At 42.0% G+C, this 22,059-nt stretch carries 23 protein-coding genes; 6 read left to right on the plus strand and 17 right to left on the minus strand.

Translation table 11 applies throughout. The features are described 5' to 3' along the window. Positions 1-37: 37 nt before the first annotated feature. Positions 38-1,279, minus strand: coding sequence for a cell division peptidoglycan polymerase FtsW (gene ftsW, locus HMPREF2685_RS07950; protein ID WP_070466291.1), 1,242 nt, complete (start codon positions 1,277-1,279; stop codon positions 38-40). A 248-nt stretch (positions 1,280-1,527) separates the two neighbouring features. Here ftsW and HMPREF2685_RS07955 point away from each other — a divergent pair, with 248 nt between their 5' ends. The 3 genes from HMPREF2685_RS07955 (at position 1,528) to HMPREF2685_RS07965 (ending at position 3,663) form a co-directional block, all read left to right on the plus strand. Further along, positions 1,528-2,403 (plus strand): GH25 family lysozyme, encoded by an 876-nt coding sequence (locus HMPREF2685_RS07955; RefSeq protein WP_049472442.1) that lies wholly within the window; start codon positions 1,528-1,530, stop codon positions 2,401-2,403. 140 nt (positions 2,404-2,543) lie between these two features. Beyond that, positions 2,544-3,017, plus strand: coding sequence for an aminoacyl-tRNA deacylase (locus tag HMPREF2685_RS07960; protein WP_024055351.1), 474 nt, complete (start codon positions 2,544-2,546; stop codon positions 3,015-3,017). A 22-nt stretch (positions 3,018-3,039) separates the two neighbouring features. Beyond that, entirely contained in the window at positions 3,040-3,663 is a 624-nt protein-coding gene (locus HMPREF2685_RS07965; RefSeq protein WP_031574000.1) for a histidine phosphatase family protein, read from the plus strand. A gap of 36 nt (positions 3,664-3,699) precedes the next feature. On the opposite strand, the gene lysS is transcribed toward HMPREF2685_RS07965, so the two are convergent. The 4 genes from lysS to HMPREF2685_RS07985 form a co-directional block, all read right to left on the minus strand. Next, a complete protein-coding gene (gene lysS / locus HMPREF2685_RS07970; RefSeq protein ID WP_003016025.1) occupies positions 3,700-5,190 on the minus strand; it encodes a lysine--tRNA ligase in 1,491 nt (496 codons plus the stop codon). 258 nt (positions 5,191-5,448) lie between these two features. Next, the gene (locus HMPREF2685_RS07975; RefSeq protein ID WP_070466293.1) at positions 5,449-6,792 is read right to left on the minus strand and encodes an ABC transporter permease; all 1,344 of its coding nucleotides are present in this window, start codon (positions 6,790-6,792) and stop codon (positions 5,449-5,451) included. After that, on the minus strand, positions 6,792-7,487 hold the full coding sequence (locus HMPREF2685_RS07980; RefSeq protein WP_070466295.1) for an ABC transporter ATP-binding protein: 696 nt from the start codon (positions 7,485-7,487) through the stop codon (positions 6,792-6,794). Before HMPREF2685_RS07980 ends, HMPREF2685_RS07975 begins: the two co-directional genes overlap by 1 nt. Beyond that, positions 7,471-8,628 carry an efflux RND transporter periplasmic adaptor subunit gene (locus HMPREF2685_RS07985; protein ID WP_070466297.1) on the minus strand — a complete coding sequence of 386 codons (1,158 nt, stop codon included), beginning with the start codon at positions 8,626-8,628 and terminating at the stop codon, positions 7,471-7,473. Before HMPREF2685_RS07985 ends, HMPREF2685_RS07980 begins: the two co-directional genes overlap by 17 nt. A 179-nt stretch (positions 8,629-8,807) precedes the next feature. On the opposite strand from HMPREF2685_RS07985, the gene gorA reads away from it, so the two are divergent. After that, positions 8,808-10,157 carry a glutathione-disulfide reductase gene (gene gorA / locus HMPREF2685_RS07990; protein ID WP_070466298.1) on the plus strand — a complete coding sequence of 450 codons (1,350 nt, stop codon included), beginning with the start codon at positions 8,808-8,810 and terminating at the stop codon, positions 10,155-10,157. 193 nt (positions 10,158-10,350) lie between these two features. Here the strand turns inward: gorA and HMPREF2685_RS07995 are convergent, their stop codons facing one another. From HMPREF2685_RS07995 to HMPREF2685_RS08005, 3 genes are all read right to left on the minus strand, one after another. Next, positions 10,351-11,082, minus strand: a complete 732-nt coding sequence (locus HMPREF2685_RS07995) for a cyclase family protein (RefSeq protein ID WP_003008090.1) — start codon at positions 11,080-11,082, stop codon at positions 10,351-10,353. 75 nt (positions 11,083-11,157) lie between these two features. Beyond that, entirely contained in the window at positions 11,158-12,237 is a 1,080-nt protein-coding gene (locus HMPREF2685_RS08000) for a 5-methyltetrahydropteroyltriglutamate--homocysteine S-methyltransferase (protein ID WP_070466300.1), read from the minus strand. A 160-nt stretch (positions 12,238-12,397) separates the two neighbouring features. Then, a complete protein-coding gene (locus HMPREF2685_RS08005; RefSeq protein ID WP_003002541.1) occupies positions 12,398-12,610 on the minus strand; it encodes a YdbC family protein in 213 nt (70 codons plus the stop codon). A 90-nt stretch (positions 12,611-12,700) separates the two neighbouring features. Here HMPREF2685_RS08005 and HMPREF2685_RS08010 point away from each other — a divergent pair, with 90 nt between their 5' ends. Further along, a complete protein-coding gene (locus HMPREF2685_RS08010; RefSeq protein ID WP_003008097.1) occupies positions 12,701-13,033 on the plus strand; it encodes a hypothetical protein in 333 nt (110 codons plus the stop codon). Positions 13,034-13,048: 15 nt separating this feature from the next. Here HMPREF2685_RS08010 and HMPREF2685_RS08015 read toward each other — a convergent pair whose 3' ends face one another. Beyond that, positions 13,049-14,335: a peptidase U32 family protein gene (locus HMPREF2685_RS08015; protein WP_070466302.1), complete on the minus strand. Its 1,287-nt coding sequence runs from the start codon at positions 14,333-14,335 to the stop codon at positions 13,049-13,051. Positions 14,336-14,430: 95 nt separating this feature from the next. Continuing rightward, entirely contained in the window at positions 14,431-15,360 is a 930-nt protein-coding gene (locus HMPREF2685_RS08020) for a peptidase U32 family protein (RefSeq protein ID WP_045759685.1), read from the minus strand. A 129-nt stretch (positions 15,361-15,489) separates the two neighbouring features. Here HMPREF2685_RS08020 and HMPREF2685_RS08025 point away from each other — a divergent pair, with 129 nt between their 5' ends. Then, on the plus strand, positions 15,490-15,783 hold the full coding sequence (locus tag HMPREF2685_RS08025) for a DUF3270 family protein (RefSeq protein ID WP_003013511.1): 294 nt from the start codon (positions 15,490-15,492) through the stop codon (positions 15,781-15,783). Positions 15,784-15,913: 130 nt separating this feature from the next. Here HMPREF2685_RS08025 and HMPREF2685_RS08030 read toward each other — a convergent pair whose 3' ends face one another. The 7 genes from HMPREF2685_RS08030 to HMPREF2685_RS08065 all read right to left on the minus strand — a co-directional run bounded on the left by HMPREF2685_RS08030 (position 15,914) and on the right by HMPREF2685_RS08065 (position 21,999). Beyond that, complete coding sequence (locus HMPREF2685_RS08030; RefSeq protein ID WP_023918695.1) at positions 15,914-16,372, minus strand: YtxH domain-containing protein; 459 nt, start codon at positions 16,370-16,372, stop codon at positions 15,914-15,916. 14 nt (positions 16,373-16,386) lie between these two features. Then, positions 16,387-16,770 (minus strand): DUF948 domain-containing protein, encoded by a 384-nt coding sequence (locus HMPREF2685_RS08035; RefSeq protein ID WP_013903891.1) that lies wholly within the window; start codon positions 16,768-16,770, stop codon positions 16,387-16,389. 3 nt (positions 16,771-16,773) lie between these two features. Next, on the minus strand, positions 16,774-17,556 hold the full coding sequence (gene lgt / locus HMPREF2685_RS08040; protein ID WP_070466304.1) for a prolipoprotein diacylglyceryl transferase: 783 nt from the start codon (positions 17,554-17,556) through the stop codon (positions 16,774-16,776). After that, on the minus strand, positions 17,553-18,485 hold the full coding sequence (gene hprK, locus HMPREF2685_RS08045) for an HPr(Ser) kinase/phosphatase (protein ID WP_049497393.1): 933 nt from the start codon (positions 18,483-18,485) through the stop codon (positions 17,553-17,555). Before hprK ends, lgt begins: the two co-directional genes overlap by 4 nt. A gap of 559 nt (positions 18,486-19,044) precedes the next feature. After that, complete coding sequence (locus tag HMPREF2685_RS08060) at positions 19,045-19,326, minus strand: PspC domain-containing protein (protein WP_070466307.1); 282 nt, start codon at positions 19,324-19,326, stop codon at positions 19,045-19,047. 74 nt (positions 19,327-19,400) lie between these two features. After that, positions 19,401-19,856: a SprT family protein gene (locus HMPREF2685_RS10255; protein ID WP_070846010.1), complete on the minus strand. Its 456-nt coding sequence runs from the start codon at positions 19,854-19,856 to the stop codon at positions 19,401-19,403. Beyond that, positions 19,843-21,999: a Tex family protein gene (locus tag HMPREF2685_RS08065; protein ID WP_398578100.1), complete on the minus strand. Its 2,157-nt coding sequence runs from the start codon at positions 21,997-21,999 to the stop codon at positions 19,843-19,845. Before HMPREF2685_RS08065 ends, HMPREF2685_RS10255 begins: the two co-directional genes overlap by 14 nt. Positions 22,000-22,059 lie beyond the last annotated feature (60 nt).

Below are 22,059 nucleotides of genomic sequence, written 5' to 3' on the forward strand. Positions count from 1 at the left end.
TTTTCTCCTTTTTGAATAGCCATTCAACAATTCCCTTTTAATAATAAGGTTTGATTTTACCTTTTTCTTCAAAAACCATGCCTTCTTGTTCCATCTTGGCCCGTTTTTCACTAGCGTCGATATTCAAAACGAAAGCAATCGCTACGGATAAGACCCATAAACTATTTCCCCCTTGGGATAAGAAGGGGAAGGTCACTCCTGTAGACGGAATCAAACCAGAAATTCCTCCGATGTTAATGAAGGTTTGCACTAAGATCATCCCACCGATCCCAATGGCCATCATTGAATTAAAAGGATTCTTTGCTCGAATACCGACTAAAATGATCCGAAGGATTAAGAAGAATAGGAGAGCAAGGATCAAGCTAGCTCCAACAAAACCTAATTCTTCAATCACAATCGCAAACACAAAATCTGTGTGCGCTTCTGGTAAGTAACCTTGTTTTTCAATGGAATTTCCAAGTCCCAAGCCAAACCAACCACCGTTGCTCATGGCATAGTAGGAATTAGCTAATTGGTGACCTGCGCCAGACAAGTCATTGAAGGGATTAAAGAAGGCACTAAAACGTTTGGCTACATAACCAAAGACTGGAATTTTAGCGACACGGTCCACACCGATGATCCATATTGAACCAAGGACAATGGACGATACTCCAACAACTAAACCAAGTAAAGAGGTAAACCAACGGTAGCCCACTCCACTAGCCGTAATCATGATCAAGACCGTTAAGGCCAAGATCGTCGCATTTCCCAAGTCCGGCATAATCACAACGATTCCAATCAGAATCAAGGTCAGCCAACGCCAATCGTTTAAATTCCTTGGAATCCATTCATTATGGGTCAAGGCTTGATAATCATAATCGCGTATCTCGTCTTGTCGTTTAGAAAAGATCAAGGCTAGATACCAGACTAAGATCACCTTGAGGTATTCTGCCGGCTGGATACTAAAGCCTCCAGGAATCGTCAACCAACCGTGAGCTCCATTGACGGTATCTGTGATAAACCTAGACAGAATCAACAAAATCACTTCAATAAAAATGACAAAAGCCAGCACTTTTTTATTTCGAAGAAACTTTAAGCTAAATTTATAAATCAAGGCGATGGTTAGGAGACTTAGGATAAAAAAGAGCCCCTGTGTCCGGACCATCCGAATCGAACTCACTCCACTTTGAATTGCCAAGGCACTTGTTGTCGAATAGACAACAATCAAGCCAATGATGGATAAAATCAAATAGGGAATGAGGATGGAATAATTTAAAAGATGTCTTTTTTCAATTTTCATAATTCACCATATTCCTAATGTTCAACCTTCATTATATCATTTTTAAGAAGCAAAACCAAGGAAAGGCCAGAAAAGATTCGGCTTCTTCCCTATTTTCAAGAAATATTCTGATCATTCTTCTTATTTTCATATATTTTTATCCTTTTTCGATGAAAAGATTCCTTTTTTTTGAAAATAATAGCTGAAATCAGCATCTTTTAAGCATTAAGTTTTGCCTTTTCGTTTTTTTTACGGTAAAATGTTTCTGTATGAGAAAAAGGATAAAACCCGTTGTTCTCTTAGTCTTTTTTATCGGTATCATTTCTTTTCTCGTTCTTTCACGAACGATTGCCGATCTTCAAGCCAGAGAGCGACAAGAAACAACTAAAACCATTCCGAACTCCAATACACCTCGAAAAACAACTACTGCAAGCTCTTCTTCTAAAAAAGAAGAAGACATCAATCCAGAACTGGTTGGCCGCCCGATCATTGATATCTCAGGCTGGCAATTGCCTAGTGAAATTGATTACGATGTCCTCTCCCAAAATGTGGGAGGTGTGATCGTTCGTGTCCATAGTGGGGCTCAAGCTAAAAAGGAAAATGCAGCAACCTACTTAAATGGTCTGGATAAATCTTTTAAAACCCATATCCAAGAATTCCAAAAACGAAATATCCCTGTCGCAGTCTATGCTTATGTCGCTGCTAAGGATAAAAAAGAAATGGAAAAAGAAGCAGAGGAATTTTACAAGGCTGCTTCTCCTTACAAACCGACCTACTATTGGTTAGACGTTGAGGAAAAAACCATGAAGGATATGAATGCAGGCGTTGAAGCTTTCCGAGCAAAACTACAAGCTTTGGGTGCAAAAAATATTGGACTCTATATCGGAACCTACTTCATGGAAGAACATAGTATCTCCACTGATAAATTTACGGCTCTTTGGATTCCTACTTATGGATTTGATGATGGCTACTATAATGCCGCGCCAGATACCAACACGGAATACGACTTGCATCAATATACCTCTCAAGGGCAATTAAATGGATTCTCACACTACTTGGATCTCAACCAAATTGCTCCGACGCAAGACCAAGAAGCGATTTATCGGAAACTTTTCAAGGTACAAAAAGATGGCTCTTCCTCATAGCCTTAAAACAGCAGATCAAGTGGTTTTCACTTTTTCTGCTGTTTTCTATTTTTAAGGAGAAGACAATATCGTCGCTATTATATGTTATAATGGTCTAATGAAATCTGATTTTGTAGAGAAAAAGAGAAAAGGAGAAAGCCATGGCAAAAAAAAATAAAGTGAAAAAAACCTTAGTCGAGCAGATCTTGACTAAAGCAAAAATTGAGCACGTAGGCTTACAAATCAACGCTTTAGAAGGGATCTTACCAGAAGGGATTGATCGCTCTACTATTTTCAAAACCCTAGCTCTCAAAGGAGATAAAACAGGGCCTGTGATTGGGATCATTCCTATCACGGAGCATCTTTCAGAGAAAAAATTGGCCAAATTATCGGGCAATAAGAAAGTGGCTATGATTCCTCAAAAGGATCTCGAAAAAACAACTGGTTATATTCATGGGGCCAATAATCCGGTGGGCATTCGTCAAAAGCATTCTTTCCCAATCTTTATCGATGAATCAGCCCTTCAGTTAGAAACCATGATCGTATCTGCTGGGGAAATCGGCCATAGTATTCAAATCAAACCACAACTTCTAGCAGACTTCGTACAAGCGACTTTTGCAGATATTTTAGAATAATGACAGAGAAGGAGACAAGATTGTGAAACTATATTTTATTCGACACGGACGGACAGAATGGAATGAAGAAGGACGTTTTCAGGGATCAAATGGCGATTCTCCGCTGTTACCAGCCTCTATTCATCAGCTTGAAAAATTAGGAAAGCACCTGGCTACTGTTCCTTTTGATGCAGCCTTTGCAAGTGATCTACCACGAACAGTCCATACCGCACAGATCCTCCTCGATCAATTGGAAACACCTCTAGAATTGCAAGCAACGCCTGCTCTTCGTGAATGGAATTTGGGAAAATTGGAAGGAGCTAAAATTTCTACTATTTCAGCTATCTATCCCCAACAAATGGATGCCTTTCGCCATAACCTAGCCCGCTTTCAAAATGAAATCTTTGATGCAGAATCTGTCTATGAAACGACCAAACGTACCTGTGATTTTGTAAAAAGCCTGAAAGGAAAAGAGCTCGATACCGTTCTCATCGTTGGACATGGGGCTAATTTGACAGCTTCTATTCGAACCTTGCTTGGTTATGACACAGGAGAACTTCGCAAAAATGGCGGACTAGATAATGCCAGCGTGACGATTCTGACAACAGATGATTTTGAGCACTATCACTTAGACACTTGGAACGACACCTCTTATATGGAAGACTAAAAAACACTGATCTTGCGATCAGTGTTTTCTTTTAGCTTATTTCATAGTTGGGAAGAGAAGGACGTCACGAATTGTTGTTACATTTGTCAACAACATAACGAGACGGTCAATACCAATTCCAAGTCCACCTGTTGGTGGCATACCATATTCAAGGGCTTCAACATAGTCATAGTCAATGCCTGTAGCTTCGTCATCTCCCAATTCTTTGGCACGCGCTTGTGCTTCAAAACGTTGCAATTGATCGATCGGATCATTCAATTCGGTGAAGGCATTCGCATACTCTTTGGTCATGATGAAGAGTTCGAAACGGTCAGTGAAGCGTGGATCTTCTGGATTTTTCTTAGCCAAAGGTGACACTGCTACTGGGTGACCGTAAACAAAAGTTGGTTGTGTCAAGGTTTCTTCAACGAATTCTTCGAAGAAGGCATTGATAATTTGTCCCACTTCTGTGTAGTGTTTTTCAACTGGTACATGTTTTTCGTTTGCAAGTGCTACAGCTTCTTCAAAGGTCATGTCTTGCCAGAAGTCAACACCTGTGATTTCTTTGATCGCATCAACCATGTGAACCCGTTTGAATGGTTCGTTGATTTTGATTTCTGTTCCTTGGTAGTCAATTGGACCATCACCATGGACCGCTTTCGCAGCATGTTGGATAATGCCTTCTGTTAAGTCCATGATATCGTGGAAGTCAGCGTAAGCTTGGTAGACTTCGATAGAAGTGAATTCAGGGTTGTGAGTAGCATCCATTCCTTCGTTACGGAAGATCCGTCCGATTTCATAAACGCGTTCCATCCCACCAACAATCAAACGTTTCAAGTGGAGCTCAGTCGCGATACGAAGCACCATATCAATGTTTTGTGCATTGTGGTGAGTGATAAATGGTTTGGCAGCCGCACCACCAGCTTCATTGTGAAGCACTGGTGTTTCCACTTCAAGGAATCCTTGACCATCTAAATAACGACGGATTTCAGAGATGATTTTTGAACGGGTTACAAAGCGTTCGAAGCTTTCACGGTTTGAAATCAAATCCAAATAACGTTTGCGATAGATGGTTTCAACATCTGAAAGTCCGTGGAATTTTTCAGGCAAAGGACGAAGGGCTTTTGACAAGTGAGTGATATGAGTTGCTTTAATCGAAAGTTCACCCATATCTGTGCGCATGATTTCCCCTTCAACACCAAGGAAATCACCAAGGTCTGCTTTTTTGAAGATCTCGTAGTTTTCTTCTCCAACTGCATCCTTACGAACGTAGATCTGAATTTGACCTTCACGGTCTTGAAGATGGGCAAAGCCAACCTTTCCTTTTCCACGTTTTGTTACAAGACGACCGGCAATAATAGCTGTTTCGTTCAAGTCGTGGAGTTGTTCTTTATCTAATTCTGAATATTTTTCTTTTAATTGACCTGAATTTGCAGTGCGTTCGAATCGCTTCCCAAATGGATCGATTCCTTGTTCACGAAGGGCCGCCATTTTCTCACGACGGACAATCTGCTGGTCATTTAATTCTTCCATATGTTCAGTAGTCATTTGGAACCTCCTAAGTTATTCTCTCCTATTCTATCATATTTAGGTCAGAAATTCACTAATATTTACCAATTAAACAAAAATAAGAAGGAAGAAAAAATGCAGCTTCTTGAATGAATACTCTAAAACATCTGAAGACCGTCGTTGACTACCTAAATAGCTTGACCTGTATAAGACAATATGATTGAAAAGGGTTCGACAAAAGTACAAAAAAGGAGCGTGGTGAATCCTGAACCATTCATCCTGACCCGCTCCTATTTTTTATTCATAACGCAGTGCTTCGATCGGATTTAACTTAGAAGCCTTATTCGCTGGTAAAATTCCAAAGATGATGCCTACAAAAGCAGAGAAAATAATACTGCCGATAGCGACATTTAAGGAAATAATCGGTGGTCCTTCTAGGGAGGCTGCTGCGAGTGTAGTAATCAAGCTATTTACACCATAAGCAAGGCCAAGTCCAATCAGCCCACCAATGATGGTCAAGACCATCGACTCAATCAAAAATTGAACCAGAATCTTACCTCGGGTTGCTCCCAATGCTTTGCGAAGACCAATTTCTCTCGTCCGCTCTGTGACAGAAACCAACATGATATTCATGACTCCAATCCCACCAACGAGAAGGGAGATTCCTGCAATCGCTCCGATGACTGACGTCATAATTCCTACTACTTTATTGGTTTCCTCTAGGATGCTATCCAAATTAAAGATTTGAAATTCTCCTTGGCGAACACCTGAAAGTTCTGTTAACTTTTGAGCAGCCTCAATCCCAACGGTTTTGATCTGTTTCACATCCGGTACATGGACGACAATATTTTGAATTTCATCCGTTCCGAATTCAGAAGCCAGCTGGGTATTGGCCATCAAGGCACTCCCACCTGAAGAAGCTCCATAGAGGGCAGTCCCTGCATTTGGATCCTTGAAAATACCAACGACGCGATAATTGTTGTCTCCAACAGAGACCACCTGATTCAGTGGATTCTCCGTTCCAAATAATTGTTGAGCCAATCCTTCATCAAGGAGCACCACCCGGGAGAAATTACTATAGTCTGAAGGAGTTAATTTTCGCCCAGATAAGAGCTCAACCTTTTTGACAGAAAAATAGGTTTCATTTACCCCTTGGATGTTCACACCGTCTGCTTTTTTCTTTTGAAAAGCAATGGTTGCATTGGAGGTATTGCTAACATAGTAACCATCGATGCCTTGAATCTTGGTTAATTCCTTAACCCAAGATTCTTGCACAACTGGTGGTGCTTCTTGGACTTGACCATCAACATCTTCAGCGTTTTCCCCATCGATATCCGATGGAGCAGCCATCCCTCGGTCTTCAGCTGCAGGGCCACTTTCGCCTCCGCCTTCTCCTTCTCCAGTATCATCAGAAGGGCCAATATTGATTCCTGTCACATAGCCACTCTTGTTCGGAGAATAAGAGATTTGTACATACTCTTGGTCTTTGGTGAAGGTCTTGGTGACACCAGCCTTCATACCATCTCCCAGTGCCATGATGACAACAACAGAGGCAACTCCTATAATGATCCCCACCATGGTCAAGAAAGACCGTAATTTATGGCTCATAATCGAGCTGATTGCAAATTTCCAATTTTGCATTAGGTCCCCCTTTCCAGCCTGCTATCTGAGGAGATCACTCCATCACGAATGACAATGCGACGATGCGCAAAGGCTGCAATTTCTGGCTCGTGCGTAACCATGATAATGGTTTTTCCTTCTTGGTTTAGCTTGGTTAACAAGTCCATTATTTGCTCCCCCGTCTTGGTATCTAGGGCTCCAGTCGGCTCATCTGCTAAGACGATAGCTGGCTGATTGACAAGGGCTCGAGCAATCGCAACCCGCTGTTTTTGACCCCCTGAGAGCTCTGAAGGCAAATGGTGCATGCGAGAATGGAGCTCTACCTTTTCAAGGTACTGCTCAGCTAATTCCTTCCGTTTAGCAGGATGAACCCCCGCATAAATGAGAGGCAGTTCTACATTTTGAAAGGCATTGAGTTTAGAGAGAAGAAAGAATTGTTGAAAGACAAAACCGATCTGTTCATTACGAACACGTGCTAATTTTTTCTCACTGAGATTTCCAACCTCCTGACCTTCTAGAAAATACTCTCCACTGGTCGGGCGATCCAACAAGCCAATGACGTTCATCAAGGTCGATTTTCCTGAGCCAGATGGACCCATAATGGCCACAAATTCTCCCTCTTCGACTTCTAAATCGATGTCTTTTAAGACACGAAGTTCCTGATCCCCATTTTTATAGGTTTTATTGATTCCTTTTAGTTCAATCAATTTTGTCATATTTTCCGATCTCTTTTCCATCTTCCAGTTTCTCATTAGGATTCACAATAACTTGAGCATCTTTCTTCAAGCCTGACAAGATTTCCTGGTTTTCAGCATCGGCGTTACCAAGCGTCACTTTTACTTTCTTAGCCTTGCCATTTTCGACCGTCCATACATAACTCGTATCCCCATCAGCCATGACACTTGTCACGGGAACAAGGGGATGTTGAGTAGAACTTTTGACTTCAATATTGACAGAAAAGCCTTGTTTGAGTTCTCCAATCTCACTGGTAATATCCACTGTAAATGGGTACTTGGCTCCACCGCTTCCTTGTGTTCCACCTGCTGCATTGGCACCTGTTTGACCCGCGTCGGTCGGATAGTTGGCTACATAAGAAATCTTTCCTGTCCAGGTTTTATCCGGATATACCTTGGAAGTGAGGACCACTTCCTGACCTTCAGAGATATTGGCCAAATTGTATTCAGACAATTCCCCTTTGACTTGTAAATTTCCGTTGCTCACAATGTGAACCAAAGTTTGGTTGGTCCCTGTAGTCGATTTTGAAACATCTTTATTGACTTCGACCACGGTACCATCTGTATTACTCCTAACTGTTGTCGCATCCAGAAGAGCCTTAGCCTTGTTCATATTATCGACCGCATCTGACTTAGCATCTCGTAAATCGCTAGCTTGAGAATCGACTGTTCGTTGGGTCTGCGAAGCTGATTTGGCATCTGCTTCTTCATCTCCTGTCGTATCAATGGTCACACCATTTGTCAGTAAATCATTTAACTGACGATCTGCCTTATTGACAGCACGAACGGCTGCATCATAAGCGGTTTGGGCCTCTGTACTGCTATACTGAACAATCGGCTGACCGGCTGTTACTTGATCTCCTACATTGACCAAAATCGACTGCAAATCCCCTTTGGTTCCATCAAAATAGACATACTGTTCCTGGTTGGCAGTGACTTTCCCAGTTAACAAGACCGAAGAAGCGATCGATCCATCCTTGACCGTTTGCACCATTGGAGTTTCTTTCGTGATTGCTTGATCAGGAGTACTTGGGTGCGAAAACACCATCACACTTCCTGTTCCAATCACCGCAATAGCTGCACCTGCAGCTGCAAATAGTTGCCATTTTTTCAATTTCTTCATCGTTTTTCTCCATCAAAGAAAGCGTTTTATTCTATACCATAGTATACCATATTTCCTTACTTTTCTATCTAAAATTGACACGGCAACATGAAATTTAAATGCTTGGTAACATGCTAAACCCTTGACTTTTGTAACAGTTAATATTACAATCAAACTGAAGTCCCATTTAGGAGGAAAACATGAAAGAATTTGATATTATTTCAATCGGTGGAGGTAGTGGAGGAATCGCTACGATGAACCGGGCTGGAGAGTACGGAGCGCGCGCTGCTGTCATTGAAGAAAAACAATTGGGTGGCACCTGTGTCAACAGAGGATGTGTGCCTAAAAAGATTATGTGGTATGGTGCACAAATTGCAGAAGCAATTCGCGATTATGGACCAGACTATGGATTTACTTCTGAACAGACAAAATTTGATTTTGCAACCTTAAGAAAAAATCGTGAAGCCTATATTGACCGTTCCCGTAATTCCTATGATGGCAGTTTCAAACGCAATGGGGTTGAACGAATTGAAGGACGTGCCCGTTTTGTGGATGCTCATACGGTTGAGGTAAATGGAGAAACCATTAAGGCCAAGCATATCGTAATTGCGACCGGTGCCCATCCCTTTATTCCTTCTGTTCCTGGAGCTGAATTTGGCGAAACTTCTGATGATGTCTTTGCTTGGGAAGAACTTCCTACATCTGTTGCCATTATTGGAGCTGGCTACATCGCAGTGGAACTAGCCGGTGTGCTCCATGCCCTTGGTGTTCAAACCGATCTCTTCGTTCGCGGTGATCGTCCATTAAGAAAGTTTGATTCCTACATTGTCGATGGCTTAATGGAAGAAATGGAAAAACAAAACCTTCCGCTTCACAAACACAAGGTTCCCATGAAGCTTGAAAAATTAGAAGATGGTCGTGTGAAGATTTATTTTGAAGATATGACCAGCCACGTGGCAGATCATGTTATCTGGGCAACAGGACGAAAACCAAATGTCCAGGATCTCAATCTAGAAGCTGCAGGCGTCACCTTAAATGAAAAAGGATTCATTGCAGTGGATGAATACCAGAATACAGTTATTCCAGGAATCTATGCTCTTGGGGATGTCACAGGAGAAAAAGAATTAACTCCTGTCGCTATAAAAGCTGGACGCACTCTTTCTGAACGACTATTCAATGGAAAAGTCAATGCCAAAATAGATTATACAAACATCCCGACTGTTGTCTTTTCTCACCCGGCTATCGGAACCGTTGGCCTAACGGAGGAAGAAGCCCAGCAAACTTATGGTAAAGAGAATATCAAAGTCTATACTTCTCAATTTGCTTCCATGTACACTGCTGTAACCCAACACCGCCAGCAAGCAAAATTTAAACTCATCACTGCCGGTCCCGAAGAAAAGGTCGTTGGCCTTCATGGTCTTGGCTACGGAGTCGATGAAATGATCCAAGGATTTGCAGTTGCTATCAAGATGGGAGCGACAAAAGCCGATTTCGATGCAACTGTCGCCATTCACCCAACCGGATCCGAAGAATTTGTGACAATGAGATAAAAAATAAGAGAGTGGGACAGAAATCGGTAATTCGTTAGAATTCGATTTCGTCGTCCCACCTCCGCACAGTTGAGTAGGGCTGTAAAAGCTGATGAAATCAGCGTAGTAGAGCCCACTCAACCACTGCGTCTTGCTCGACAATCCAAAAATAATTGAGAGGCTAGGACTTTTGTCCCAGCCTCTTTTTCTTTGTTTATGGTAAGATGGCAATGGCACGGACAGGTGAACCAGTTGCCTTGTCCCAGTGAGGGAAAGCAATCGAAATCAAAGAACCTACAGCTGGAACTTGGTCCAATTGGTTCAAGACTTCAACTTGGTAGATATTTTGTTCCAAGAGGTAGTATTCATTGACCAAGCCATGCTCTGCTGCTGGAATACCTGCATCGGTATCAAAGGTTTCATGACCCACAGCCTTAACATGGCGTTCATGAATCAAGAATTCCAAGGCTTCACGGCTCCATCCTGGACTTTGTTGAACACCATTTTCATCAAGATTGCGCATAGCATCTTGATCTGGCCAACGTTTTGACCAATCACTACGGAAGGCAACAAAAGCACCCTCAGCAATTTGTCCATGCTCTGCCTCAAAGTCTAAGATATCTTGTTTACTCAAGATAAAGTTTGGATTGGCAGCAACTTCTTTAGACTTGTCGATAACATAAAGTGGCAAGAGGAGATCTTTGAGGTCAATCTCATCCAACCAACGACCACCTTCTACAAAGTGAATCGGTGCATCAATATGCGTTCCGTATTGACCAACCACTGTAAATTTTTGAACATGGAAACCATCTTTTAATGTGAAAAGGTCTTCTTGTTGCAAAGCAGGAAGGGCTGGGAAGTGTGGACTTTCCGCATTGATTTGGTGACTCAAGTCCACCCATTTTTTAGCTTGCAATTCTTTATAAATACTTAGTAAATCTGACATGTTTCTTCCTCCTTATTCGCCCCAAACTTCAGCGACAATTTCCTTAATCAAACCGATTTTTTTCCATTGGTCTTCTTATGTCAAAATGTTTCCTTCTTCTGTCGAAGCAAAGCCACACTGAGTCGACAGGTAAAGATTTTCCAACGGTACATACTGACTCGCTTCTTTAATACGAGCAATCACTTCGTCCTTGTTCTCCAATTGACCACTCTTAGATGTCAAGAGGCCTAACACCACTCCTTTACCAGGGGTTACTTCTGCAAGTGGTTCAAAACCACCAGCCCGATCAGTATCAAACTCTAGGAAGTAAGCATTGACGGCTTCTTCTCCGAGGAGTTCTTTAGCAATCGGAGCATAACCACCTGATGAAGCCCAAGTGGAATGGAAGTTCCCACGACAAACGTGCGTATTGACGGTTAAACCAGCTGGAACATGTTGGTAGACATCGTTGTTAAAGGTCAAGAAGAGATCAGCGAGTTCTCGGCGAACCTCATCTTTTGACTTGCCTTGAGCTGATCCCCAAGCCGTCAAGAAATTATCATCTACCAAGACACCCCACGTACAGTCATCTACTTGAAGAGTCCGAAGACCTGCATCATACAAATCTTGAATCACTTGAAGATAGGCTTGCTTGATGTCTTCACGAACAGCCGCAAAATCAGGATAGATGGTATTCAATTGTTCTACATGTTCTGCATCACGGATCAATTCAAAATAGAATTGCGCAGGTGCTGGAATGGTATATTTAGCCTCTACACCATCTACATCTGCCACAAGATCCCGCAAGAACTTGTAATGCTCTACAAATGGATGATTGGCTCCTGTGATTTTTCCAACGACAAGTGCTGAGTCCGCCTTGGTTGTTTCATCATGGAATTGATAACCTTGAGCAGCTTGGACATGATCAATGCCCCCAAAGCCCCAGAAGAAATCCAAATGCCAATAAGCTCGGCGGAATTCTCCATCAGTTACTGACTTCAGACCAGCGGCAATTTCTTTTTCAACGAGGTCACGAATCGCCTGATCCTCTACTTTTGTTAAGTCAGCCTGACTGATTTTTCCAGCTACGAAATCTTCACGAGCCTGAACCAAATTAGCTGGACGAAGAAATGAACCAACATGGTCTACGCGATAAGGTGCATGTGTATGTGTCAATATGATTCCCTCTTTCCTATAAGTTTTACATTAATTCATCAATGCAACCATTATAGCAGTCCAACACCTGACAAACAAGGGTTTGGGATAATCTAATATCTTTGACATCTATATAGCCTTAGGCTATAACAAAAAAGAAGTCCTTGAAGGACCCCTTTTCTTAATTTTTAAATGCATCGAGCATGACTTGGAACTCTTCGTTTGTGAGTGTAATGCCTTTCCCCATTTTTGTATGGTCGGGACTCCAGGTCCGGATATCATACTTAGCAGGAGCACCATTAAAACTCACACGGTTCAATTCTTTGGTCCAACCCTTGTCATTTTCTGACAAGACCAGTAAATGTTCTTCAATTTGGAATGAAAATTCTGCCATTTCACGACTCCTTTCTTGCCTTCTCATCTCTAATATTCGTAAATCATTTACAAAATCGTTGAAATTATCTATAATATATTGTATCAAGTTATGGAGAATTTAGCTATGAAAAAATTTCTCGAGATCGTTAAAGACCGAGCAAATGAATTTTTCAATGGAAAAGTCAGTACCCCTGCCCCATTAGAAGATGAGAGAATTATTGACATCATTCAACAAGCATTGCGAAAAAAACAAGGGGTACATGTTATTTTTTCAAATAAGAGTTTTACAGGCGATATTGTCAAGTATGACCAAGAACGCCGACAACTGATCGTGAAAAATTTCAAGAAGAGTATGTCCACGATTATTCGGATTTCTGAGATCCAGAAAATTAGTTTGGTCCCCAATAATATTCGCATCGCCCAACAAAAAGGAGAGGTTTAACCCTCTCTTTTTTTGTTATACTCGAACAGTTTTACTTGCCCCATCTTTTGAGTAGAGATTGATTAAGCCTTCCTGGCAAGAACGAATCATATCTCCTGGCTTGACTTCTTGTGGGACGGTGATCGTGAGAAGTTCCATCGGATTTGGCGCGCGATCAATCTTCACTCCATCCTTATCATTCAAGTCTTGGATCTGGCATTCAAAATGACGGAAGCCTGGTCCGTAGAATTCCACTTGGTCGCCTTCATTGATGACATTCCGTTGGCGAATCGTCGCGGTCATGGTAGATGGATCAAAGTCCACTACTTCTCCTACAAATTTGTATTGAGGAATCTTACGACGTGCCCCAAACAATTGTTCATTTTCAGTCGGTGTTTGGTAGTAGAATCCAGTTGCTAATTCACGTTGAGCAACCTTCCACAATTCATTGATCAAATCATCCTTGATAGCATAAAAGGCTTCTGGACTTTCCATATAGGCATCACAAGCTGCCTTGTAACAGTTGGCAACAGTTGATACGTAATGGACAGATTTCATCCGGCCTTCAATCTTCAAACTATCAACCCCATTATCAATCATATCTGGAATATTTTCGATCATACACATGTCCACGGCTGACATAGAGTATTCTTCTGGGACTTGTCCTTTGATACTCTTGCGTTCTTGGCCAAATGGCATGTCGTAGAGGTCATATTTCCAACGACAAGATTGAGAACAACCACCACGGTTGGCATCTCGGTCAGACATGTGGTTAGAAAGGGTACAACGTCCGGAATAAGAAATACACATGGCTCCATGAACGAAGGCTTCGATCTCAAGATCGGTACGCTTACGAATCTCTGCCAACTCTTCCATGGATACCTCGCGGGCCAAGACGACACGGGTCAAGCCATATTCTTTCCAAAAATGGAAAGTCTCCACATTGGTTGCAGAAGCTTGCGTAGACAAGTGAATATTGAGGCCAGGTGCATAGGTTGCACAGATTTCAATCAAGGCTGGGTCTGAGACGATCACGGCGTCAAGTCCCATATCTCGTAATTCACGGAACCACTCGCCAGCCCCTTGTTCATTTCCCTCATGGGTTACCATGTTTGAAGCAACGTGCACATCCACTCCACGGGCATGAGCATACTCAATACCTTCACGAAGCTCATCCATGGTGAAGTTTCCGGCACGGCTACGCAAACCATAGGCTTGTCCACCAACGAACACTGCATCTGCCCCATAATTAACGGCAACTTTTAATTTTTCTAATGTTCCAGCAGGTACCAAAACCTCTGGACGTTTTTTTGTATTTGTCATGTTTTCTCCAATTTACAAGATTGTCGATATGATGAATAGCCTCTTCGTTCCCTGAAAAAGGAAAACTCACAAACGAAGAAGCCCTAGTTTTTTTATTATTTTACACGATCTGGTTCATAATCATAGAAACCAGTATCCAAACCACGATTAGCTGGATGCAATTTGCGGATTTCTTCATCAAACAGATAGGCTTGATCCTGTGTAAATGTTCCTTTTTGAATCAAATCACGCGCCTTGACAAAGTACTCTGTAATCTTGACAAAGTTTTCACCCGGACAGTAGACACCATCAAGTTTCCAATGATCAAAGCCATGTTCTACCAACTCAGACAATTTGGTCATCATATTCAAGTCATTATTTGAGAAGATATGGGTTCCATGTTTGTCTTCGTAGACCGAATAATGAGAATTGGGATCTCCTGGCTCGGCCAAGAACAGATCGCGATCTTTGGTCACAGATTCTTCTGTCTTGATGAAGTTGTAATAATTCTGAAGAAGCGGTCGTTTCGAATGGTGGATAATGCTTGCACCATAGACCAAGACTTCTGCTGGAATCTGAAGATTCTCAGCCATTACGAATAATTCGGCAGATGGAATCTCACGAGCCAAAACAGCCTCAGAAGCACCGGCTTGTTTTCCCCAGAAATTGATCTGGCGGCTAGAAGTGACCATGGTAGAAGCATCGTAAATCGTTTTGAATGGATAGCCATCTCGTTTCAAGACATAAAAAACGCCCGCATCTCCGACAGTAATATAATCAGCCTGAATTTCCTTTAGAAAATCTAGGAAAGGCTTGATTGAATCCATCATCGATTGGTGCATGAGTGCATTTACAGCTACTGTCAATTCTTTGCCAGCAGCATGGACTAGTTGGGCAATTCGATTTATTTCGTCATAGCTTAAAGTTTGAGGCAATCGTAATCCGTAATCTTTTTCACCGACATAGATTCGGTCAACCCCTGCATCAATCAGGGCTTGCGCTTGCTCAACACTCTCTGCTGTTGCTGTAATAATAATATTTTTCATAGAACCATTATAACAAAAATTCCGATATTCTAGAAAAATTTATTCATTTTGTAAAATTTGTAACATTTTTGTAACATTTATATTCCTGAATTCATGATAGAATAATAGAGTACTGTTAGGAGAGAGAAAATGCCCGTAAGAAATTTAAGACACTATGAAGAAGAATTCGATTATATCGAATTAACCAAACAAACCCAAGAAACCCCTATTCAGGACTATGCTCCTGAAGTTGAACCCGCACCTCAATTAAGTGAATTGCTATATTTTTTAAATATCGCTATTTTCTGTGTGTTGACGGTTGTATTTAGTTTTATCTTTTTAGCAACAAAAATGAATACCTTCTTTGCGTTTGCTTTAGCGATTGGTTCTAGTTTTGCTAGTATTCAAGGGTTCCGAATTTACTACAATAAACGAAAAAAATAAAAATCAGGTTCGCCTGATTTTTTTATTTACTCGAATTTTTTTAATTGGAATAACAATTGGATGACAAAACTTAGCTACCAATTACTGTCTTACCTTCCATAAAAAAATGAGGCTCACTGAGCCTCATTTTTTATACTTCTTTTGTTTCTTCTTCAGCTGCTTCTTCAGAATCTTTTTCATCCAACTCTAAAACGATGTCTTCTGATTCTGTTTGTTTGCGAATGGATTGAACCAAGTCATTGCCACTTAGATTTTCTTTTTGAAGTTTATCCTTAAATGAGTGATAGACTTCTTGAGATTTTTCAACCACATCTTGCGTTTTTTCTTTGACAGATTCCAAAACAGTTCCTGTCGTAATTTCTCCAGAACCAACTTTTTCTTTGGTTTGTTGGATCACTTCTGCTGCTTGTTTTGAAACATCCTTAGCAGTTTGTTTCACCGATTCATGTACTTCTTGAGGATCTTCTTGATAATCTTTTACGAAGCGCACCACTTTTTTAGTGACTTTCTTTCCTTGCTCAGTTGATAAATAGTAGGCTGCTGAAGCACCTGAAATCACACCAATTAATAAACTAGATAAACGTCCCATATTCTTCCTCGATTCTATTTAAATAATTTTGAAGCCATCTTAATCGCTTTTAATCCGATAGAGGCTTTCACTGTTTTTCCACCAGCTGATACAGCTTTGACACTCAATTGACGGGCTTGATCATTCAAATCTGAAACAGACTCTGAAAGATCCGCCACGGCTGTAAAGAGTGGGTCAATCGTTGCAACTTTTTGATTCAAATCATCCGTTAAAACATTGACTTTTGCCAATAGATCATTGGTCTGATGCAAGGTGACATTGACATCTGATGTCAAAACTTGGATGGTTTTTTGCGTCTCATCTACAACTTTTCCAATCTTTGAGAGGAAAAAAATCATATAAATGACAAGCGCTACTAAGGCAAGGCCTAAGAGGCCGTATGCAATTTCAATAAACATATGTTACTCCTTTGTTTCTACATAATAAGGGGCTTTTTTGCGACGTTGGTAGATGATGATGGCGAGTCCAACTAGAATCAGGATCATCGACAACCACTGGGAAACACGTAAGCCCGCAAACATCAGGCTATCTGTCCGCATTCCTTCGATGATCATCCGACCAAAACCATACCAGATAAGGTAAAAGGCTGTGATCTCACCTTGTCGCAAAAATTGTGGCTTCCTACGAAGAATCAAGATCAAGAGAAAACCTAACAGATTCCAACTGGATTCATATAAGAAGGTTGGCTGACGGTAACTACCATCTATATACATTTGATCTCGAATAAAAGAGGGCAGGTAGTTGAGACTTTTAACAGCAGCTCCATAAGCTTCCTGGTTAAAGAAGTTTCCCCAGCGACCAATACTCTGTGCAATCATAACGCTTGGGGCTGCAATATCTAAGAAATCAATTGGCTCAATCAAGCGTCTACGAGAGAATAGATAGAGGACAAGGGCACCTGTCAAGAGGCCACCATAAATCGCGATTCCTCCGTTCCAGATCGCAAAAATCTCACCCAGGTGCTGGCTATAGTAACCCCATTCGAAAATAACGTAATAGAGTCTGGCACCCACAATCGCAAGCGGAAAGGCAATCAAAATGAAATCAATGATATCATCTGGATCAATTTTTTTACGGGGCGCTTCTTTCATGGAAAGATAAACGGCTAGTATCAAGCCAGAGACAATACAAATTGCATACCAACGAATACTGATCGGACCTAATTGAAGGGCTACTGGATTCATTCCTTCACCTCATTTTGACTAATCAACTGGGACAAACGTTCTTCAAAGGTTTTAGTGGCATCATAGCCCATTTCTTTGGCACGAACATTCATCGCTGCGGCTTCGATCACGACCGAAATGTTCCGACCAGTCTTCACAGGGATGCGTATACGAGGAATGGTCACGCCACCGATTTCCAACTCTTCTGCATTATTACCAAGACGATCATAAACCTGATCCTTAGCATAATTTTCCAAGTAAACGGCGATTTGGACTTGTGAAGAATCCTTCACAGCACTGGCACCGTAGAGACTCATGACATCGATAATCCCGACACCACGGATCTCTAGTAAGTGGCGTAGGATTTCAGCTGGCTCTCCCCAAAGGGTCATCTCGTCTCTCGCATAGATATCGACTCGGTCATCTGCTACGAGGCGGTGACCCCGCTTGACAAGTTCCAGACCTGTCTCGCTTTTTCCGATTCCGCTATCTCCTTGGATCAAGACACCCATCCCATAAATATCCATCAGAACACCGTGTACACTCGTACGTTCTGCTAGCCGACTATCCAAATAGCTAGAAAGCTCTCCAGATAAACGACTGGTTGCAACATTGCTCTTCAAAATGGCTAGTTGCTTCTCTTCAGCAGCTCGCAACATTTCTTCTGGAATTTCTAAATTCCGCGCAACAATGATGACAGGTGTCTCTGGCTGGAACATCTTGCGCAGGACCTGATGACGGTTGTGAGAGCTCATCTTCACCAAGTAGGACCATTCTTTCATTCCTACAAGCTGAATCCGCTCAGGTGTGTAATAGTCGAAATAGCCCGTCATTTCAAGACCTGGACGTGAAATGTCCGCAGTCGTAATTTCCTTGCTTAGGAGTTTATCATCCCCATAAACAACCGATAGACGAAGCTTTTCCTGTATATCGCGAACAGTAACTGCCATATCATTCTCCCTTTTCAAATTCTCTCTCTATTATAGCAGATTTTCTCTTCAGACGAGAGCCTGAAGTGTCATTTGAAAGATCCATTTTCAACTCCTTTTTAAGGCAAGCAAAAAGAGGCGAAGACAAAGGTCTCCAACCTCTAGGAAATGATGGGAACATATGAAGAATGATCTAGCCTTCACCATGCAAGTAATCTGTAATCATGGATTTGATTCCGGTAGAGACCGCATAGACCACCGCATTTGAAGGGAATGCGATCAATCCGAGCATAAAGACGGCAGGTCCTCCCCCCAACAAGGAGAAAACCAGATACAAAACCGGCAGAAATAAAATCGAAAACCGATAAATTTGTGGCTTTCTAGCCATTTCTGTTGGCAGAAACAAGAGGTAGAAGAGACTATTCCAAATGCCCAGTGGAAAAAGGAGCATTCCGATCAAAACTGTTCCAACTCCTTCACCAAAAAAACGATTTAAAATGAAAAACTGTCCTATAAAACTGAAGAAGAGATATAGAATAAAAGCAAGGGAATAGAACTTCTGCTTCACTCAAATCTCCTTTTAGAAAAATGGACTATCATTCTGATCATGGATGGGTTCGGCCTCTTTTCTTCGACGAGGTCGAGGGCCATAGTCAAACATTTTCTGCTCCTCCTCGTCCTTATAAGGCAAGGTCGTATCTAACAGTAAATAGATAATCACACCGATAAAGGCATGAGAAACCGTAAAAAGAATAAACAAGAAGCGTAGGAGAGTTACACTCAGACCAAATTTATCAGCTAAGCCAGCTAGCACACCTGAAACCAGGCGATGTCGTTTTAATTTGTAAAATGATGATGTCATTTGATTTTCCTCTTTCTAGTTAGACCTATTTTAGCAGAGTCGAACTGGAAAGAGATCCGCCTAAAGACTGATTCTTACACTTGTCTCATTTCAAGAAATTGCAGGCGACTGCGACAGCGACCGCAGGCATATTTCTTCAGATCGATTTTTCGCTTTCGTCTATACTCTTGGCCACAATGGGGACATTGATAGAGATAGATCCGCTTGACTCGCCCAGTTCTATCTGGTAGAGGAGGTGTGAAACGAAGACCGTCCACTTGCTGGAGGAGTTGTTTAAAGTCTAGATCTTTGTGGCGATAGCCTTTACCTTGATCGTAAAGATGGTAATGGCAGAGCTCGTGGCGTACGATTTTGCGAAAGACCTCTACCCCGAAAACTTGGTATATTTTCGGATTGAAATCAAGGTGTCGATCCTTGGGAAAGAAACGACCTCCAGTGGTTTGAAGACGTGAATTCCACTCTGCTCGATGACGGAATTCTCTCCCAAAATCTTCTAGGGATACTTGGCGTACATACTCAGTCAGATTCATTCGGAGCTACCAAACTGAGATTGACTTTTTCGCGTTCCACATCAATCTTCTTCACCCAAACGGTTACCAAATCACCTACTGAGACGACCTGGCTTGGATGCTTAATAAACTGCTTACTCATATGGGAGATATGAATCAAGCCATCTTCGTGAATGCCAATATCGACAAAGGCTCCAAAGTCAACCACATTGCGCACAACCCCTTCTAATTTTTGGCCAATATGCAGGTCTTTAATATCCAAGACATCCTGACGGAGCACGGGTGCATCAAAGGAATCCCGCAAATCGCGACCTGGTTTTAGAAGATCCGCAATGATATCTTTCAGGGTTTCTGGTCCCAGATCCAGCTGAGTAGACATCTCCTTTATGTTCACAGCTTTTAATTTTTCCTTAGCTGATGCATCGAGGTCGGTAATTTCAAGAAGTTGAAAAAGTTTTTCAACTTCCTTGTAACTTTCAGGGTGAACGCCGGTATTATCCAAGATATTTTTACTTTCAGGAATGCGTAAGAATCCAGCCGCTTGCTCGAAAGCCTTGGCGCCGAGACGAGGGACTTTTTTAATCTGTGCTCGTGAAAGAATCATTCCTTCTTCTTCCCGGTATTTCACAATATTTTCAGAGATGGTTTTATTGAGTCCTGCTACATGGGCTAAGAGAGAGGGACTAGCCGTATTGATATTGACCCCAACTTGGTTGACGACAGTATCTACCACGAAATCCAAGCTTTCTGTCAGTTTTTTCTGATTGACATCGTGTTGGTATTGACCGACACCGATGGATTTGGCATCGATTTTCACCAATTCTGCTAGCGGATCTTGCAAGCGACGGGCAATGGAGATGGCCGAGCGTTTTTCAACGGTTAGCTCTGGGAACTCATGACGGGCCAACTCACTAGCTGAATAGACAGAGGCTCCGCTTTCATTGACAATAACATAGCGAACTCCTGGATGGTCATGAAGCACCTCTGCGACAAAGGCCTCACTTTCACGGCTAGCTGTTCCATTTCCAATTGCAATAATCTCTACGCCAAACTCCTTGATCAAGGAGGATAGATCCTTTTTAGCCTGCTCGATCTGAGCTGGTTTTGCAGGAGCAACTGGATAGATGACCTGGGTAGCGAGCATCTTTCCTGTCTCATCGACAACAGCTAGTTTAGCACCGGTCCGAAAGGCTGGGTCAAATCCAAGGACCACGCGCCCTTTTAATGGAGGAATGAGCAATAGATTCCGTAGATTTTCAGAGAACAATTGAATGGCCCCGTCTTCTGCCACCTCCGTCAACTCTGTCCGAATCCGACGTTCAATCGCAGGTACGATTTTTTTCTTAACCGCTTGTTGAATAACCTCATCCACATAGGCATTTTTGGTTTTAAAACGAGCCTCAAAAATACGAATGATCCGATCCAAATGGTGCTCGAATCCGACTTTGAGAACGCCCAATTTTTCCCCACGATTGAGAGCTAGAGTCCGGTAGCCTTGCATATTCTTGATCTTCTCAGAAAAATCATAGTAGATTTCAAATGTTCTCTTAGGATCTAAGCTTTCATCCTTCAAGGTTGACGTCATGAGGGAATGCCCATGAATTTCTTGATAGGTGAGGGCCCGTAATTGGGCATCCTCTGAAATAGCTTCTACCAAAATATCCACTGCACCAGCTAAAGCTGCGGTTTCAGTTGGGAAGACCTCACAGGTAAATTTCTGAGCCTCTGCTTCCAAGTCTGGACTATTTTGCAAAATGAGACGTGCCAAAGGAAAAAGTCCTGCTTCTCGGGCAATCGTCGCCTTGGTCCGCCGTTTTTCCTTATATGGGAGATAAAGCTCTTCGACATCCGCTAATTTTTCAGCAGCCTCAATAGCCCGCTTGAGCGCCTCTGTCAATTTGCCCTGTTCCTCAATCTTAGCAAGGACAGTTTCCTTTCGTTCGGCTAGAGTCGTTAAGGATTTGTCCCGGTCAATAATGGCCTTGATCGCTACTTCATCTAAATTTCCCGTCATATCTTTTCGATAGCGGGCAATGAAAGGAATAGTTGAGCCTTCTGCGGTCAGACTCAATACGGTATCGATTTGTTTTAAGCTAACACCCAATTCTTGGGCTATTTTTTCATATTTATCCATAGCTTCTATTATAGCATATTTTGCTGCCATCAAGGGTGAGAGCGCCTGTTCTGGTCTCTGTTTCAGGGATTTTTCAGAGAATAATTTTGA

Origin of the sequence: Streptococcus sp. HMSC074F05 (assembly GCF_001808725.1) — a bacterium.
GTDB lineage: Bacteria > Bacillota > Bacilli > Lactobacillales > Streptococcaceae > Streptococcus > Streptococcus parasanguinis_I.

Bases quoted from the DNA above. Each gene is read 5' to 3' on its own strand.
- hprK (WP_049497393.1), bottom strand. From the start codon at position 18,485: ATGGCAGTTACTGTTCGCGATATACAGGAAAAGCTTCGTCTATCGGTT.
- lgt (WP_070466304.1), bottom strand. From the start codon at position 17,556: ATGAATCCAGTAGCCCTTCAATTAGGTCCGATCAGTATTCGTTGGTAT.
- HMPREF2685_RS07975 (WP_070466293.1), bottom strand. From the start codon at position 6,792: ATGCAAAATTGGAAATTTGCAATCAGCTCGATTATGAGCCATAAATTA.
- HMPREF2685_RS08060 (WP_070466307.1), bottom strand. From the start codon at position 19,326: ATGACATCATCATTTTACAAATTAAAACGACATCGCCTGGTTTCAGGT.
- gorA (WP_070466298.1), top strand. From the start codon at position 8,808: ATGAAAGAATTTGATATTATTTCAATCGGTGGAGGTAGTGGAGGAATC.
- HMPREF2685_RS08005 (WP_003002541.1), bottom strand. From the start codon at position 12,610: ATGGCAGAATTTTCATTCCAAATTGAAGAACATTTACTGGTCTTGTCA.
- HMPREF2685_RS07980 (WP_070466295.1), bottom strand. From the start codon at position 7,487: ATGACAAAATTGATTGAACTAAAAGGAATCAATAAAACCTATAAAAAT.
- lysS (WP_003016025.1), bottom strand. From the start codon at position 5,190: ATGACTACTGAACATATGGAAGAATTAAATGACCAGCAGATTGTCCGT.
- HMPREF2685_RS08015 (WP_070466302.1), bottom strand. From the start codon at position 14,335: ATGACAAATACAAAAAAACGTCCAGAGGTTTTGGTACCTGCTGGAACA.
- HMPREF2685_RS08025 (WP_003013511.1), top strand. From the start codon at position 15,490: ATGCCCGTAAGAAATTTAAGACACTATGAAGAAGAATTCGATTATATC.
- HMPREF2685_RS08030 (WP_023918695.1), bottom strand. From the start codon at position 16,372: ATGGGACGTTTATCTAGTTTATTAATTGGTGTGATTTCAGGTGCTTCA.
- HMPREF2685_RS08065 (WP_398578100.1), bottom strand. From the start codon at position 21,999: ATGGCAGCAAAATATGCTATAATAGAAGCTATGGATAAATATGAAAAA.
- HMPREF2685_RS07955 (WP_049472442.1), top strand. From the start codon at position 1,528: ATGAGAAAAAGGATAAAACCCGTTGTTCTCTTAGTCTTTTTTATCGGT.
- HMPREF2685_RS07960 (WP_024055351.1), top strand. From the start codon at position 2,544: ATGGCAAAAAAAAATAAAGTGAAAAAAACCTTAGTCGAGCAGATCTTG.
- HMPREF2685_RS08020 (WP_045759685.1), bottom strand. From the start codon at position 15,360: ATGAAAAATATTATTATTACAGCAACAGCAGAGAGTGTTGAGCAAGCG.
- HMPREF2685_RS08010 (WP_003008097.1), top strand. From the start codon at position 12,701: ATGGAGAATTTAGCTATGAAAAAATTTCTCGAGATCGTTAAAGACCGA.
- ftsW (WP_070466291.1), bottom strand. From the start codon at position 1,279: ATGAAAATTGAAAAAAGACATCTTTTAAATTATTCCATCCTCATTCCC.
- HMPREF2685_RS07995 (WP_003008090.1), bottom strand. From the start codon at position 11,082: ATGTCAGATTTACTAAGTATTTATAAAGAATTGCAAGCTAAAAAATGG.
- HMPREF2685_RS07985 (WP_070466297.1), bottom strand. From the start codon at position 8,628: ATGAAGAAATTGAAAAAATGGCAACTATTTGCAGCTGCAGGTGCAGCT.
- HMPREF2685_RS10255 (WP_070846010.1), bottom strand. From the start codon at position 19,856: ATGAATCTGACTGAGTATGTACGCCAAGTATCCCTAGAAGATTTTGGG.
- HMPREF2685_RS08035 (WP_013903891.1), bottom strand. From the start codon at position 16,770: ATGTTTATTGAAATTGCATACGGCCTCTTAGGCCTTGCCTTAGTAGCG.